Annotated in this window: 13 protein-coding genes; 4 read left to right on the top strand and 9 right to left on the bottom strand. The window is 68.5% G+C overall.

What is annotated here, in order from left to right; translation table 11 throughout:
- Positions 1-4: 4 nt before the first annotated feature.
- Positions 5-853: a fumarylacetoacetate hydrolase family protein gene (locus NVU01S_RS34645; protein WP_043674841.1), complete on the bottom strand. Its 849-nt coding sequence runs from the start codon at positions 851-853 to the stop codon at positions 5-7.
- Positions 850-1,731, bottom strand: a complete 882-nt coding sequence (locus tag NVU01S_RS34650; RefSeq protein ID WP_244467357.1) for an amidohydrolase family protein — start codon at positions 1,729-1,731, stop codon at positions 850-852. Before NVU01S_RS34650 ends, NVU01S_RS34645 begins: the two co-directional genes overlap by 4 nt.
- A gap of 41 nt (positions 1,732-1,772) precedes the next feature.
- On the opposite strand from NVU01S_RS34650, the gene NVU01S_RS34655 reads away from it, so the two are divergent.
- A complete protein-coding gene (locus NVU01S_RS34655; RefSeq protein WP_042261071.1) occupies positions 1,773-2,441 on the top strand; it encodes a FadR/GntR family transcriptional regulator in 669 nt (222 codons plus the stop codon).
- Positions 2,442-2,506: 65 nt separating this feature from the next.
- Here the strand turns inward: NVU01S_RS34655 and NVU01S_RS34660 are convergent, their stop codons facing one another.
- The 5 genes from NVU01S_RS34660 to NVU01S_RS34680 are packed head-to-tail and all read right to left on the bottom strand — an operon-like array spanning position 2,507 to position 8,370.
- Positions 2,507-3,427 carry an aldo/keto reductase gene (locus tag NVU01S_RS34660; RefSeq protein WP_043674843.1) on the bottom strand — a complete coding sequence of 307 codons (921 nt, stop codon included), beginning with the start codon at positions 3,425-3,427 and terminating at the stop codon, positions 2,507-2,509.
- A gap of 2 nt (positions 3,428-3,429) precedes the next feature.
- Entirely contained in the window at positions 3,430-4,461 is a 1,032-nt protein-coding gene (locus NVU01S_RS34665) for an ABC transporter permease (RefSeq protein ID WP_043674845.1), read from the bottom strand.
- Positions 4,461-5,954 (bottom strand): sugar ABC transporter ATP-binding protein, encoded by a 1,494-nt coding sequence (locus NVU01S_RS34670; protein ID WP_043674848.1) that lies wholly within the window; start codon positions 5,952-5,954, stop codon positions 4,461-4,463. Before NVU01S_RS34670 ends, NVU01S_RS34665 begins: the two co-directional genes overlap by 1 nt.
- Positions 5,951-7,045, bottom strand: coding sequence for a sugar ABC transporter substrate-binding protein (locus tag NVU01S_RS34675; RefSeq protein ID WP_043674851.1), 1,095 nt, complete (start codon positions 7,043-7,045; stop codon positions 5,951-5,953). The genes NVU01S_RS34670 and NVU01S_RS34675 overlap by 4 nt, the downstream gene beginning before the upstream one ends.
- Positions 7,042-8,370, bottom strand: coding sequence for an enolase C-terminal domain-like protein (locus tag NVU01S_RS34680; RefSeq protein WP_043674939.1), 1,329 nt, complete (start codon positions 8,368-8,370; stop codon positions 7,042-7,044). The genes NVU01S_RS34675 and NVU01S_RS34680 overlap by 4 nt, the downstream gene beginning before the upstream one ends.
- A gap of 212 nt (positions 8,371-8,582) precedes the next feature.
- On the opposite strand from NVU01S_RS34680, the gene NVU01S_RS34685 reads away from it, so the two are divergent.
- Together NVU01S_RS34685 and NVU01S_RS34690 are read left to right on the top strand one after the other, a co-directional pair.
- Positions 8,583-9,362: an SDR family NAD(P)-dependent oxidoreductase gene (locus NVU01S_RS34685; RefSeq protein WP_043674854.1), complete on the top strand. Its 780-nt coding sequence runs from the start codon at positions 8,583-8,585 to the stop codon at positions 9,360-9,362.
- Positions 9,359-10,591 carry an alpha-hydroxy acid oxidase gene (locus tag NVU01S_RS34690; RefSeq protein ID WP_043674857.1) on the top strand — a complete coding sequence of 411 codons (1,233 nt, stop codon included), beginning with the start codon at positions 9,359-9,361 and terminating at the stop codon, positions 10,589-10,591. The genes NVU01S_RS34685 and NVU01S_RS34690 overlap by 4 nt, the downstream gene beginning before the upstream one ends.
- Here NVU01S_RS34690 and NVU01S_RS34695 read toward each other — a convergent pair.
- The gene (locus NVU01S_RS34695) at positions 10,573-11,655 is read right to left on the bottom strand and encodes an NAD(P)H-dependent amine dehydrogenase family protein (RefSeq protein ID WP_043674860.1); all 1,083 of its coding nucleotides are present in this window, start codon (positions 11,653-11,655) and stop codon (positions 10,573-10,575) included. The two genes, NVU01S_RS34690 and NVU01S_RS34695, sit on opposite strands and share 19 nt — an antisense overlap.
- Position 11,656: 1 nt before the next feature.
- Positions 11,657-12,448 carry an SDR family oxidoreductase gene (locus tag NVU01S_RS34700; protein ID WP_043674863.1) on the bottom strand — a complete coding sequence of 264 codons (792 nt, stop codon included), beginning with the start codon at positions 12,446-12,448 and terminating at the stop codon, positions 11,657-11,659.
- Between the two features lie 125 nt (positions 12,449-12,573).
- Between NVU01S_RS34700 and NVU01S_RS34705 the strand changes: the two genes are divergently transcribed.
- Positions 12,574-13,443 (top strand): helix-turn-helix domain-containing protein, encoded by an 870-nt coding sequence (locus NVU01S_RS34705; protein ID WP_043674866.1) that lies wholly within the window; start codon positions 12,574-12,576, stop codon positions 13,441-13,443.
- Positions 13,444-13,730: the final 287 nt, after the last annotated feature.

Consider the following 13,730-nt stretch of genomic DNA (forward strand, 5'->3'; position numbering starts at 1 on the left):
TTCATCACTCGGCGGCACGGCAGCGCTGGCCGGCCCTGCCGATGCCCTCGATCTCGACCTCCACCAGGTCACCGGCACGCAGGTACGGGTAGCGGCCGGACAACGCCACCCCGGCCGGTGTGCCGGTATTGATGATGTCGCCCGGTTCCAGCACCGCGTACTGCGACAGGTGCCAGACCAGATACCCGACATCGAAGATCAGGTCCGCGGTGGTGGAGTCCTGCCGCGCCGCGCCGTTGACGAAGGAGCGCAGACGCAGGTTCGCGGGATCGAGCCGGTCGCGCGGGACGAGGGCGGGCCCGAGCGGGTTGAAGGTCTCGCAGCACTTGCCTTTCGACCACTGGCCGCCCGATTCCTCCAGTTGGAACGCGCGTTCGGAGACGTCGTTGGACACCGTGTAGCCCGCGACGTAGTCCAGCGCCTCCTCGATCGAGTCGAGATAGCGGGCGCGTTTTCCGAGCACCACCGCGAGTTCCACTTCCCAGTCGGTCTTTTCGGAGCCCTTCGGGATCAGCACGTCGTCGTACGGTCCGATCACCGTGTTCGGTGTCTTGAAGAACACCACCGGCGTCCGCGGCGGCGCCGCACCGGATTCCGCGGCATGGGCGGCGTAGTTCATGCCGATGCACCACACCGCCTGCGGCCGCGCGATCGGCGGGCCGATGCGCTGACCGTCGATCTCGACGCGAGGCAGTTCACCGGCCGCGAGCGCCGCGGCGGTGGCGGCGATGCCGCCTGCGGCCAGGAATTCGCCGTCGATGTCCCGGGTGAGCGAGGTCAGGTCGTAAGCCTGCGCGCCGTCGATCACCACCGGTCGCTCCGCACCGCGTTCGCCGATGCGCTGCAACTTCATTCGGTACCTCCTTCGCTCATCCAGGTCGGGGCCAACGGCAGTTGGTAAGTGCGCCAGGCTACTTCGGTCAGAATCTGCACCCGATCGGCCTGGTCGAGCGCGGCCAAGGTCGCCAAGGTGGTCTGCCAGACGGTCCGATACGACGCGGCGGTCAGCGTGAACGGCCAGTCCCCGCCCACCATCAACCGCCCCGGCCCGAAGACCTCGAGGGCGTGATCGACATAGGGTTGCCAACGCGCGGCGCTGATTTCGCTGCCGGACACCGTCGCCAGGCCGGAGATCTTGGCGATCACGTTCGGCGCGGCCGCCGCGTCGGCGAGCAGGTCGGCCCACGGCTGCCGCGCGCCCGTGGCGATCGGCGGCTTACCGAGATGGTCGAGCACGATCGTCAGCTCCGGATGCTCGCGCGCGATCACCGGGACCTGGGCCAGCAGATCCGGCCGCTCGGCGACCGCGTCGAAGACCGAGCCCGCCTCGGCCAGCAACGTCAGGCTGTCCGAAACTTCGGGCCGCAGCAGCCATTCCGGATCCGGATCGCGGTGGATCATATGCCGGACGCCGACGAACTCCGGATGCGCACGCAGCCGGGGCAGTTCGGCGGCCACCACCTCGGGCTCATGCAGCGGCAGCCAGCCGACCACGACGGCCGGGTACGGTGTCGCGGCGGCGGCCGCCAGCAGCGCGCGGTTCTCGGCCGGCGAATCCGAAGCCTGCACCAGCACCAGCGCACCGATCCCGTGCTCGGCGAACTCCGGCTGTACCTCCGGTAGGGCGTAGTTGCGGTACAAAACATCGGATGTTTCTGTCAGCCAGTCGTACTCGACGTCGAATTCTCCCCCGTCTACCTGCCAAACATGCATATGGGCGTCTACAGTCATCGGAGGCATACGTTCACATCCTCGAGGTCGAAGGAAACAGGGTGTCGGTCACCGACGATGCGATAGCGAAGATCAAGGCGATGATCATCTCGGGCGATCTCGAGCCCGGCTCCCGGCTGCCGCGCGAAGCCGACCTCGCCGCCGAGCTCGGGGTCTCGCGCAACTCGCTGCGCGAAGCCGTCCGCGCGCTCTCCCTGGTGCGCATCCTGGACGTGCGCCAGGGCGACGGCACGTATGTGTCCAGCCTGGAACCCAAGTCGCTGCTGGACGCGATGAGCTTCCTGCTCGAATTCCACCAGGACGACTCGGTGCTCGACATTCTCGGCGTGCGGCGCATTCTCGAGCCCGCCGCGACCGCCCTTGCGGCACAGTCGATGTCGGAGGACCAGATCGAGCACCTGCGCACCCTGGTGGTGCCCGAGCACTCCTCGGTCACGGATCTGGTCGCGCTCGATCTCGAGTTCCACGCCGCGATCGCGGCCGCCTCCGGTAACAAGGTGCTGGCTTCGCTGCTGGAATCGCTGTCCATGCCGACCATGCGGGCCCGGATCTGGCGCGGCATCACCGAGGAGGGCGCGTTCGAGCGCACCGTCGCCGAGCACCGCGGTATCTGCGACGCGATCGCGGCCCACGACCCCGAACTCGCGCACGCGCGCGCCCTCGCCCACGTGGCGGGCGTGATGGAGTGGTTGCGCCGCGCCGCGCCCTGACGCGATCCCGCGCACCCGCGGTGCGTGCCAGGGCGGGTGTGCGCGAGCAGCGGGCACGCGCCGGATCATCTGCGCCCCGCCAACTCACCCCAGAGGGCTTCGGGGACAGGGTGGTTCAGCATCATGACGGTGTCGGCGACCTGGTCCGGGGTGCTCGCGCCGATCACCGTGCGGGTCACCGCCGGGTGCCTGCGCGGGAACTGCAGTGCCGCCGCGCGCAGCGGCACTTCGTATTCCGCGCACAGCCGCGCCATCGCGCGTGCCCTGCCGATGATCTCACCGTCCGCCGGGCGATAGTCGAAGGTGGCCCGACGTTCCGGATCGGCCAGAATGCCGCTGTTGAGCACGCCGCCGACCAGCACTCGGATGCCGCGCCGGCCACATTCCGGCAGCAGTTCGGCTTCGGCGCCACGATCGAGCAGGGTGTAGCGACCGGCGATCAGCACGTGGTCGATCGGAGCCGCGCGGACGAAACGCAGCGCGAGATCGACGAAGTTGACGCCGATCCCGATACCGGAGACCAGGCCTTCGTCCCGCATCCGGGCCAATTCGGGTACCGCCGCCGAAATCGCCTCCGGCTGATGATCTTCCGGATCGTGGAGGAGTAACAAATCGACCCGGTCCAGGCCCAGCCGGGTCAGCGAGTCCTCCAGGGACCTGCGCATCCCCGAGGCCGAATAGTCCCGCCGCCGCGAGCGTTTCGGGGTGCCGTAGAAGCCCTCCGTGCCGTCGGCGGCGTGCGGATCGTCGTAGAGCAGACGACCGGCCTTGGTGGACACGGCGAATTCCGCGCGCGGCCGGGTGCGCAGGAATTCGCCGAGGCGTTCTTCGCCGCTGCCTGCGCCGTAATGCGGTGCGGTGTCGAAGGATCGGATGCCCGCGTCCCACGCCGCGGACAGTGCGGAATGCGCGTCCGCGGGGTCGACCGCCCGGTACAGCCCGGCGTATCCCGCACCGCCGAGCACGATGTCCGCGAGATCAGCCATGATCACTCCTGTCGCCGGCCGCTGGCGACCCGGGTGATCACGAGGGCGACGAGGATCAGCGCGCCGTTGATGAACTTCAGCGAATCGGCACTGACCCCGCCGTAGGACAACAGCTTCTGGATCAACGTCAGGATCAGCACGCCGAAGAACGCGCCGAGTACCGAGCCGCGGCCGCCGTTCAGTGCGACACCGCCGATGACGCAGGCCGCGAACACCTGGAAGATCATGCCGTCGCCCTGGCTGACCTGCACGCTGGCGAACTGCCCCGAATAGATCAGCCCGCCGATGGCGGCGAGCCCGCCCGCCACCACCAGCACCGCGATGACGACGTGATCGGTGCGGATACCCGCGGCCCGCGCGGCGGCCTCATTGCCGCCCACCGCGTACAGCGCGCGCCCGGCCGTCGTATAGGTGAGCACGAGATACCCGGCCAGGAACAAGAGCAGGCACAGCGCCACATCGACCGGGACGCCGAATACCCGCGTGTTCCCGAGCCATTCGACCGACGGCGGAATCTTGGTGAGGGTGAAGCCTTCGGTCAGGAAGGTGAGCAGACCGCGCAGCGCGATGAGCATCGCCAAGGTCACGATGAACCCGTTCAACCCGAACCGGACGATCAGCACCCCGTTCACCGCGCCCACCGCCAGTCCGACGAGCAGGGCCAGCGGAATGGTCATCCACGGCGAAGTCCAGGTGAAGGCGCCGACTTTCGCGGTACCCATGGTGGCCCAGATGGCAACGCCGGGCGCCAGTCCGAACGTCGACTCCAGCGACAGGTCCATCCGGCCGACCACCAGCACCAGCACCTCGGCCAGCACCAGCAGCGCGATACCGCTCATCGTGGTGAGCACATTGGTGAGATTGGCCGGTGAGACGAAGCTGGCGTTGATGAAGTAGCCGACCACCAGCACGAGCAGGATGGGCGGCACGAGCAGGAAATCGCGCAGCGCGCCCCAGCGCACGGTGACCGGCGCACCCCGGCGCGCGGTGGCCGTGCGGGTCGCCGGGTCCTGGCCGGTCGTGGTCGGGGTCATCACAGTCCTTCCATGGCGGCGACGAGTTCCTTGTCGCCCCAGCCTTTCTCGAATTCCCGCACGATCCGGCCCTGCACCATCACCAGGACCCGATCGCAGTCGCGCAGATCGTCCAGCTCGTCCGAGACCACCAGCACCGCGGTACCCCGGTCGGCGGCGGCCCGCACCACGGCGCGCAGGGTCTGCTTCGATCGGACATCGACGCCCGCGGTCGGCGTGATCAGCACCAGCACCGCGGGGTCGGTGGCCAGCGCGCGGGCGAAGACCACCTTCTGCTGATTGCCGCCGGACAACTCCGCGACGCTCTGGTCCGGCCCGGACGTCTTGATCCCGAGTGCGTCGATCGCTGTGTCCGCCACCGCGTTCCGGGTCCGGCGCGACAGCAGCCCGAGGCGGCCCACGCGGCGCGGCACCGTGAGGGTGGCATTGTCCGCGACGCTCATTTCCGGGATCAGCCCTTCCTCGTGCCGATCCCGCGGCACGAAGCCGATACCGGCGTCCAGGGCCGCCCGTACCCCACCGCGGCGCGGCATCCGCCCGGACACCAGCACGGAACCCGCTGCGGCCTTGCGCAATCCGACGATCGTCTCCGCGACCTCGATCCGCCCGCTGCTACCGCCGCCCGCCAAGCCGACGATCTCGCGCGCGGACACCTGCAACGTCACCTCGGTGAACTCCCCTGCACCGCTGAGTCCCTCGACCCGGAGCGTGGGTGTGGCGGCCGTATCGGGGATGCTGCGCGGGGCGGCGGTCTGCAATTCCACCGAATCACCGGTCATCGCCGCGATCAGGTCCTGCTTGCCCAGTTCGGCGGCGGGCGCGGTCAGTACGTGTTCGGCGTCCCGGAAAACCGTGATGTCCTGGCAGATTTCGTAGGTCTCGTCGAGGTGGTGGGAGATGAACAGGAACGTGACGCCCTGGGCCTGCAGATCTCGGATCCGGTGGAACAGCCGCTTGATCGCCGGTCCGTCCAGCTGCGCGGTCGGTTCGTCCAGGATGATGAAACGCGCGCCGTACGACAGCGAGCGGGCGATCTCGACCAGTTGGCGGTGCTCGACGGAGAGGTCACGGGCGACGGTGTCCACGTCGACGGGCACCGACCAGGTGTCGAGCAACTCCCGGGCGCGGCCACGAAGCTTGCGCCAGTTGATGATCCGTCGGTCCAGACCCTGCCGGTTGATGAACAGGTTCTCCGCCACCGACAGGTCGGGGATGATCGTCGACTTCTGGTACACGCACGCCACCCGGGCGCGCCACGCGTCCCGGTCGGCGGGCGCGGGCGCCGGGCGACCGTTGAACCGCACCTCCCCCTCATCAGGAGTTGCGAGCCCGGTCAGGATCGACACCAGCGTCGACTTCCCCGCGCCGTTGCGGCCGACCAGCGCGTGCGTGCGCCCCGTCGCCACTCGCAAGCCGACCCGGTTCAGCGCGATCACGTTGCGGCCGAAGCGTTTAGAGACCTCGATCGCCTCCGCGATCGGTTCGCCGCTCATCCGCCGTGTCCCCACAGTCCCGGCGCGGTGGGCGGCACTGTGTCGAGTTCGCCCACCTTGCCCCCGGCGCGAGTGACGACCGGCGCGGGCAACTGGTCCTCCAGCGTGCCGCCGACGCCGGTGTCGATGATGGTCGAGCCGTGATCGGTCGGCCCCGGCGTGAACTTTCGGCCGTCGACCGCGGCCTTCGCGTAGAACGCGGCGTACTGCGCGTAGAGATCGGCGGGCTGGGAGATGGTCGCGTCGATCTCGCCCGCCGTGATGGCGTCCAGCTCGGCCTTGATCCCGTCGTTCGAGACGATCGTGATATGCCCTGGCGCACCAGCTTTCACCAGTTTCCCGCTGCGCCGCAGCAGCGCCAGCGTCGGCTGCAGGAAGACGCCGCCCGCCTGCATGTAGATACCGTTGATATCGGGATCGGTCAGCAGTTTGTCCTGCAGACCCGACACCGCGCGATCGCCCTTCCAGTCGGTCGGGATCTCGATCACCTTGATCCCGGGATAGCGCGTTTTCATGCAGTCGGCGAACGCTTCCGAGCGATCGCGCCCGTTGATCGAACTCAGGTCGCCTTGGAATTCGACGACTTTGCCGGTGCCCTTCAGGGTTTCACCCAGATAGATGCACGATTTGGTGCCGTAGGCCCGATTGTCGGCCCGCACCACCATGTACACGCCGCCGCTGTCGGGCCGGGTATCAACGCTCACTACCGGCACGTTCTTCGCGGCGGCCGCTGCCAGAGCCGGTTTCACCGCGGCGGTGTCCTGCGGCGCCATGATGAGCGCCGCGACGTTCTTCGACAGCAGCGTGTCGACGTTGGATTTGAGCCGGTTGGCGTCGTTGTCGGACGAGGTGTTCTCCAGTTTCACCCCGGCCGACGCCGCCTTCGGGCCGAGGTAGCCCGCGTAGGCGCTCCAGAAGTCGGAATCCGACCGGGGCTGGTCCGCGCCGACCAGCACGCCGGTGTCCGCGCCGCCGCCCACGGTGACGGCCGGGCCGGTCTCGGTGCCGACCGATTCCCGCGAGCACGCGGCACCCGCAGCGAGGATCAAGGTAGCGCCCAGCGCGACGCCCACGAGGCTGGCGGTTTTCATGAATTCTCCTGATGATGTGCGGACGGCGTTGCGCGCCAGGCGGCTCCCGCCGGGTATTCGTAATCGCGCAGCGACGCGGGCAGCATCTCGGCGCTGAAGCCTGGTTCACGCGGTGCGAGGTAGTGCCCGCCCACCACGCGCACCGGAAATCGGAAGTGCTCGTGCAGGTGGTCGACGAATTCGATCGCGCGACCCTCGACGCTCCCGGAGACCGCGACGTAATCGATCATCGCCAGGTGTTGCACCAGCTCGCACAGCCCGACGCCGCCCGCATGCGGCACGACCGGGATCCCGAACTTGGCCGCCAGCAACAGAATTGCCAGATTCTCGTTCACACCGGCGACCCTGGCCGCGTCGATCTGCACGATGTCGACCGCGCCGGCCTGGAGCAGTTGCTTGAACAGGATGCGGTTCTGGCCGTGCTCGCCGGTCGAGATCCGCACCGGCGCGACGCGACGGCGGATCTCGGCGTGGCCCAGGATGTCGTCCGGGCTCGTCGGCTCCTCGACCCAGGCCGGGTCGGCGGGCGCGAGACGGGAGATCCACTCCACCGCGGCGTCGACGTCCCAGCGCTGGTTCGCGTCCACCGCCAGACCGATATCCGGCCCGATCGCCGCCCTGGCGATCTGCAACCGGTGCACGTCCTCGTCCACGTCGCGGCCGACCTTGATCTTGATGGTGCGGAAACCGTCGACCACCGCCTGGCGGGCGAGCCGGGCCAGCTTCTCGTCCGAGTAGCCGAGCCACCCCGGCGAGGTGGTGTACGCCGGATATCCGGTCGCGAGCAGCCGGTCCATCCGCTGCTGCCGGCCCGGTTCCGCGCGCCGAAGCAGTGCCAGCGCTTCCTCCGGGGTGAGCGCATCGGTGAGATACCGGAAGTCGAGCAGGTCGACGATCTGCTCCGGCGACATCTCGGCGACCAACTGCCACACCGGTTTTCCGGCCAGCTTCGCCACGAGATCCCATGCGGCGTTGACCACCGCGCCGACCGCCATGTGCATCACGCCCTTTTCCGGGCCGAGCCAACGCAGTTGGGAATCCGCGGTGAGTGCGCGGGCGAATCCTCCGAGGTCCCCGGCGATCTCGGCGACCGAGCGGCCGACCACCAGCGCGGTCAGCGATTCGATCGCGACCCGCTGGACGTCGTTGCCGCGGCCGATGGTGAACGCGAAACCGTGCCCCTGCGGTCCGGCCGGGTCGTCGGTGCGCAACACCACGTAAGCCGCGGAATAGTCGGGGTCCGGGTTCATCGCGTCCGAGCCGTCCAGCTCGCGCGACGTCGGGAACCGGACGTCGAAGGTGTCCAGCGCCGTGAGGTGCGCCATGGGATGATCCTCGTTCCAGAAAGTGATCTGGGTCACGACTATACATCGGATGTCTGTCGATGCAAGGGGGTTCGAGAATTCGTCAATCCTGGTTTATCCGTGGCAATCTGGCGCGTTTCCGCGCGATCGGTGTTATGTTCGCCTGGGGTAAACATCGGACCTGTTCGAGGCGTGCCATCGCCTCGGAAACGAGGCGAGAGCGAGGGGTCGGTATGTCGTCGCACGACGAATTCGACGGACTGGTGGCCGTGGTCACCGGCGGTGCGTCCGGAATCGGAAAGGCCATCGCCGACACGCTCGCGGCGGCGGGCGCGCGAGTCGCGGTACTCGATCGGGCCCCCGGTGCCGCTGCGCCGTCCGGAGGTATCAGCCTGTACTGCGATGTGGTCGACGACGCTTCGGTGCGCGACGCTGTCGCACAGGTGCACGAAACGTTCGGCCGCCTCGACATCGTCGTCAACAACGCCGGCATCGGCGCGCAGGGCACAGTCGAGGACAACAGCGACGACGAATGGCGAAACCTGTTCGAGGTCAACGTTTTCGGTGCGGTGCGCGTCTCCCGCGCGGCGCTCCCCCATCTGCGCCGATCGCCCGCGGCCGCGATCGTGAACACCTGCTCGATCGCCGCGACCACCGGACTGCCCAACCGGGCCGCCTATGGCGCGAGCAAGGGCGCGATCCTCTCCCTCACCCGCGCCATGGCCGCCGACCACGTCGGCGAGGGCATCCGGGTCAACTGCGTCAACCCCGGCACCGTCGACACGCCGTGGGTACAGCGACTTCTCGCGGCCAGTGCGGATCCCGCGGCCGAGCTGACCGCGCTGCGCGCCCGTCAACCGCACGGACGACTGGTCACGGCCGAGGAGGTAGCCGCCGCCGTCGCCTTCCTGGCCGGGCCCGGGGCCACCTCCATCACCGGGACCATGCTCGAGGTCGACGCCGGCATGCATTCGCTGCGGCTACGCGCCGCCGCCCAGGCCGCCACGCGATGACCACGCGCAGGCTGCCGCGGCCCCGAGAACTCGCGCCGTTGATCAAATTCGAGCGTCCGTTCGGCGGCCGTGCGCGCAAACTCGCACGCGCCCAGACGATCTGGGATCTGCGCGAATTGGCTCGCAAGCGCACCCCGAAGGTCGCCTTCGACTACACCGACGGCGCTGCCGATGCCGAGATCAGCCTCGACCGGGCCCGAGAAGCGTTCGCGGACCTCGAGTTCCGGCCCACCATTCTGCGCAACGTCAGCTCCGCCGATACCTCGGTGCAGGTGCTCGGACGCACCGCCGCGCTGCCGTTCGGTATCGCGCCCACCGGATTCACCCGGATGATGCACACGGCGGGCGAGGCGGCCGGAGCACGGGCCGCCGAGCGGGCGGGAATTCCGTTCACGTTGTCCACCATGGGCACCACGGCCATCGAGGACGTCGCGGCCCTCACCGGTCCCGACGCGCGCAATTGGTTCCAGCTCTACATGTGGACCGATCGGGACCGTTCCATCGCACTGGTCGAACGCGCCGCACAGGCCGGTTTCGACACCCTCGTCGTCACCGTCGACGTGCCGGTGGCGGGCGCCAGACTGCGGGATGTGCGCAACGGCATGACGGTGCCGCCCTCGATCACCCTGTCCGGTGCGCTCGACGCACTGCGCCGCCCATGGTGGTGGTGGGATTTCCTCACCACCGAACCGTTGTCCTTCGCCTCCCTGGACCGCTGGTCGGGCACCGTCGCCGAATTGCTCGACTCGATGTTCGATCCCACCGTCACCTTCGACGACCTCGCCTGGCTCCGCCAGCAGTGGCCCGGACGGCTACTGGTCAAGGGCGTGCAGACCGTCGACGACGCGAAACGGCTCGCCGGCCTCGGCGCCGACGGTGTCGTGCTGTCCAATCACGGTGGCCGGCAACTCGATCGCGCGCCGGTGCCGCTGCATCTGCTGCCCGCGGTGGTCCGCGAGGTGGGCGACGACATGGAGATCCACCTTGACACCGGCATCATGCACGGCGCCGATATCGTCGCGGCCCTCGCCCTCGGCGCCCGCTTCACCCTGATCGGCCGCGCCTACCTCTACGGACTCATGGCCGGCGGCGAACCCGGCGTGGACCGCGCCATCGACATCCTGCGCACCCAGGTGCTGCGGACACTGAAGCTGCTGGGCGTGACCAGCATCGAGGAACTCGAGCCGGCGCACGTCCGGCTGCTCGAACGCTACCGCTCCCGCGAATGACGGTGGGCCGGCGCGGTGATCAGCGGCAGGTCCAGTGCGGTCATGATGCCCGCGGGCGCCCGCACGACCGCCGGGATCGCGTTGACGATGCGCATCGCGGTGGCCACCAGGGTGGCGTAATTGTGGTCGCCGTTGCGACTCGAGGTGACCAGGTCCAGGGCGTAACTCGGCTCGCCCGTCAGCTCGACCCGATACGAGCCCTCCCGGTGCGCGGGCTGCGGCCAGTCCGGGCAGAGGTCGGGGTGCAGCCGGGTGATGTGTTCGAGCACCGTGACCGGGGTGTCGCCGACCATCCCGCGCACCTCGAAACGCAATGCGGCAGCTGAACCTTCGGGGATGTGTCCGGTGACGATATCGAAGGCATGCGGCGCAGGCACACGCTCGTAGGTCTCGGTGACGGCGTCGAGTTCGACGCCGATGCCCGCGGCCAGCTGGCGGACCACACCACCCCAGGCGAGCGACAAGACACCGGGCTGCAACAACATCGGGATATCGTCGAGCGGTTTGCCGAAACCCATGATGTCGAACATGACTTCACGGTTGTCGTAGCTGGCGTAGTCGACGATCTCGATACAGCGCAGCTCATCGATGCGCAGGCAGGTGCCCGCCAAGGCCAGCGGCACCAGGTCGTTGGCGAAACCGGGATCGATGCCGTTCACCCAGAGAGTCGAATTACCGTGTGCCGCAGCCTCTTGCACCGGCTTCAACAGTTCGTCGGGGACTACACCGTACGGGTACTGGAAGAACACCGGCGCGCACGCGACGACATTGACACCTGCGCGGAGAATCCGCTGCAGGTCCTGCACGGCCTCGAACAGGCGGTTGTCGGTCATCGAGCAGTAGACGACACAGTCCGGCCGGGTGGCGAGCAACGCGTCCGCGTCGGTCGTCGCCTGCACCCCCACCGAATGTTGCAGCCCGGCCAGCGTTCCCGCGTCCACGCCCGCCTTCGATTCGCCGGACACCCAGACGCCGGTCAATTCGACGTCGGGATTGGCGATCACACCGGCCAGCGCGTGCCGGCCGACATTGCCTGTCCCCCACTGCACTACGCGATAAGTCATGTCACAGATCCGGAATCGGGAGATGGAGGTTCGGGATGATCAAGCCACCGTCGGGTTCGATGACCTTACCGGTGAGATATTGGCCCGCAGGGGACACCAGATACAGGGCGGCCGCGGCGATGTCCTCGGGATCACCGATTCGTTGCAGCGGCGTCTTGGTCTCTAGCTCGGTGCGCATCGCCTCGTTGCCCGCGACGATCTCCAACGCGGAGGTCAGAATCGAGCCGGGTGCGATGGCATTCACGCGGATGCGCGGGTTCAGGTCCAGCGCAGCAAGTTTCGTGTAATGCGCCAGCGCCGCCTTGGCGGTGCCGTAGGCGGCGAACGCGCGACCGGGCAGCCTGCCCATGGTCGAGGTGATGTTGAGAATCGAACCGCCGCCCGCGGTCTCCAGCATGCGCGGGACCGCGGCGCACACCAGTGCGTGCGCGTTGGTGACGTTGAAGTTGAACGCGTCGACCAGGGCCTGCGGCGTCGTATCGAGCAGGGTGCACGGCATCGCGCCGCCCACGTTGTTCACCACGATATCCAGCCTGCCGAAACGTTCCACCGCGGTCGCGGCCAACGCCGCAGTGGTGTCGAGATCGCTCAGGTCGGCCGGGACGACATGCGCCTGCCGTCCCGTCGCGGCCACCCGCCCGGCCGCCTCGTCCAACTGGCTCTTCGTGCGGGCCGCGATCACCACGTCCGCACCCGCCTCGGCGAAGGCCAGCGCGATCGCCGCCCCCAGGCCGCGACCGGCGCCGGTCACAATGGCGACCTGCCCGTCTATCCGGAACCGATCCAGGATCATTCGCGCTCCCTCCGATGCGGGGTCATACCCGCCGGAATCCGCAGGTGTCGAATATTCGACGCTCGTTGATCTAATATTCGACACATCGTAGGTTGCCCACCCGAGCAGAAACAAGAGGTTCCGTCATGCCGGAACGGTCCGCGTCGCCGCCGACCCGCCGGGTCGTCGACATCGTCTCGCTGCTCACCACGGCGAACGAACCGATCGGTGTCGCGGGCATCGCCGAACGCCTCGGCATCGCCCGAGCCACCGCGACCGCGATACTCACCGAACTCGCCGCGGCAGGCTGGGTACGCCGAGACCCGCAGCGCGGCTATACCATCGGCCCCGAGCTGGCCGGATTATCCAGTGCCGCACTACCACCCGGCGTCGGCGAGGTACTCGCCGCGCTCGCCGCCCGCACCGGATTCGGCGCCACCTTCAGCCGGATCGAACCCGATCGGCTCACCGTCCTCGACATCCGGCACGGGCACACCCGCGTCGTCCCCGGAATCCCGGTCGGACACCGGATTCCACTGCAATTCCCGGCCGGCGCCAGCGTCATGCCGTGGCGTCCGGCCGCCGAACAGAACACCTGGATCCGCACCGCCACCGGCGCCGACCGGCGCACCGCCGGCGCACTACTCACCCTCGTCCGCGCCCGCGGCGTCGCCGTCTTCCGTCCCCGCGCCGACGACGCGGGCTTGGTCGACCTCCTCGCCGACCTGCTCGGCGCCGTCGGAACCGAACTCCTGCAACCACATCTGCGCACCCGCGCCCTACGCCAACTGGCCGAACTCACCGCCCGCCCCTTCACCCGACCCGAACTAGACTCCCCCGACCCCCTCCCCCTCAGCTACCTCGCCGCCCCCGTCTTCGACCCCGCCGGCACCGCCACCCACGAAGTCCAACTAGGCCCCCTCCAACCCTCGACCACCAAACCCGAACGCGACGAATACATCTCAGCCGTAACCGAAGCCGCCCGCCACCTCACCACCACCCTCGCCGGCCCCTGACCCCACCAGCACACCCTTCCCACAACCTTCCTGGTGCTGCGCTTGCGTTCGGCCAGTGCACAGTTTCGTCGCCGCCAAGGACCACACAGACGCAGACGGCCGCAAGGCCGCAAGGCCGCAAGGCCGCGGGGTCGTACAGCAACTGCGTGACCGAGTCACGTCGAAGGCCAACGCCACATGAGCGGATAGGGCGCGCGCGAAACCCGATCGGCTACCCCACCGCCGAATACCTCACAGACTTTCCGTCCTGCTCACAGGGGATACAGCCGCTGTGAACCGTATGAACT

Origin of the sequence: Nocardia vulneris (assembly GCF_001613425.1) — a bacterium.
In the GTDB taxonomy this organism is placed as follows: domain Bacteria; phylum Actinomycetota; class Actinomycetes; order Mycobacteriales; family Mycobacteriaceae; genus Nocardia; species Nocardia vulneris.

Excerpts from the sequence above, each read along its gene's own strand:
- NVU01S_RS34660 (WP_043674843.1), bottom strand. The coding sequence starts at position 3,427 with ATGGCTGATCTCGCGGACATCGTGCTCGGCGGTGCGGGATACGCCGGG.
- NVU01S_RS34700 (WP_043674863.1), bottom strand. The coding sequence starts at position 12,448 with ATGATCCTGGATCGGTTCCGGATAGACGGGCAGGTCGCCATTGTGACC.
- NVU01S_RS34685 (WP_043674854.1), top strand. The coding sequence starts at position 8,583 with ATGTCGTCGCACGACGAATTCGACGGACTGGTGGCCGTGGTCACCGGC.
- NVU01S_RS34670 (WP_043674848.1), bottom strand. The coding sequence starts at position 5,954 with ATGAGCGGCGAACCGATCGCGGAGGCGATCGAGGTCTCTAAACGCTTC.
- NVU01S_RS34680 (WP_043674939.1), bottom strand. The coding sequence starts at position 8,370 with ATGGCGCACCTCACGGCGCTGGACACCTTCGACGTCCGGTTCCCGACG.
- NVU01S_RS34705 (WP_043674866.1), top strand. The coding sequence starts at position 12,574 with ATGCCGGAACGGTCCGCGTCGCCGCCGACCCGCCGGGTCGTCGACATC.
- NVU01S_RS34690 (WP_043674857.1), top strand. The coding sequence starts at position 9,359 with ATGACCACGCGCAGGCTGCCGCGGCCCCGAGAACTCGCGCCGTTGATC.
- NVU01S_RS34650 (WP_244467357.1), bottom strand. The coding sequence starts at position 1,731 with ATGACTGTAGACGCCCATATGCATGTTTGGCAGGTAGACGGGGGAGAA.
- NVU01S_RS34695 (WP_043674860.1), bottom strand. The coding sequence starts at position 11,655 with ATGACTTATCGCGTAGTGCAGTGGGGGACAGGCAATGTCGGCCGGCAC.
- NVU01S_RS34675 (WP_043674851.1), bottom strand. The coding sequence starts at position 7,045 with ATGAAAACCGCCAGCCTCGTGGGCGTCGCGCTGGGCGCTACCTTGATC.
- NVU01S_RS34645 (WP_043674841.1), bottom strand. The coding sequence starts at position 853 with ATGAAGTTGCAGCGCATCGGCGAACGCGGTGCGGAGCGACCGGTGGTG.
- NVU01S_RS34665 (WP_043674845.1), bottom strand. The coding sequence starts at position 4,461 with ATGACCCCGACCACGACCGGCCAGGACCCGGCGACCCGCACGGCCACC.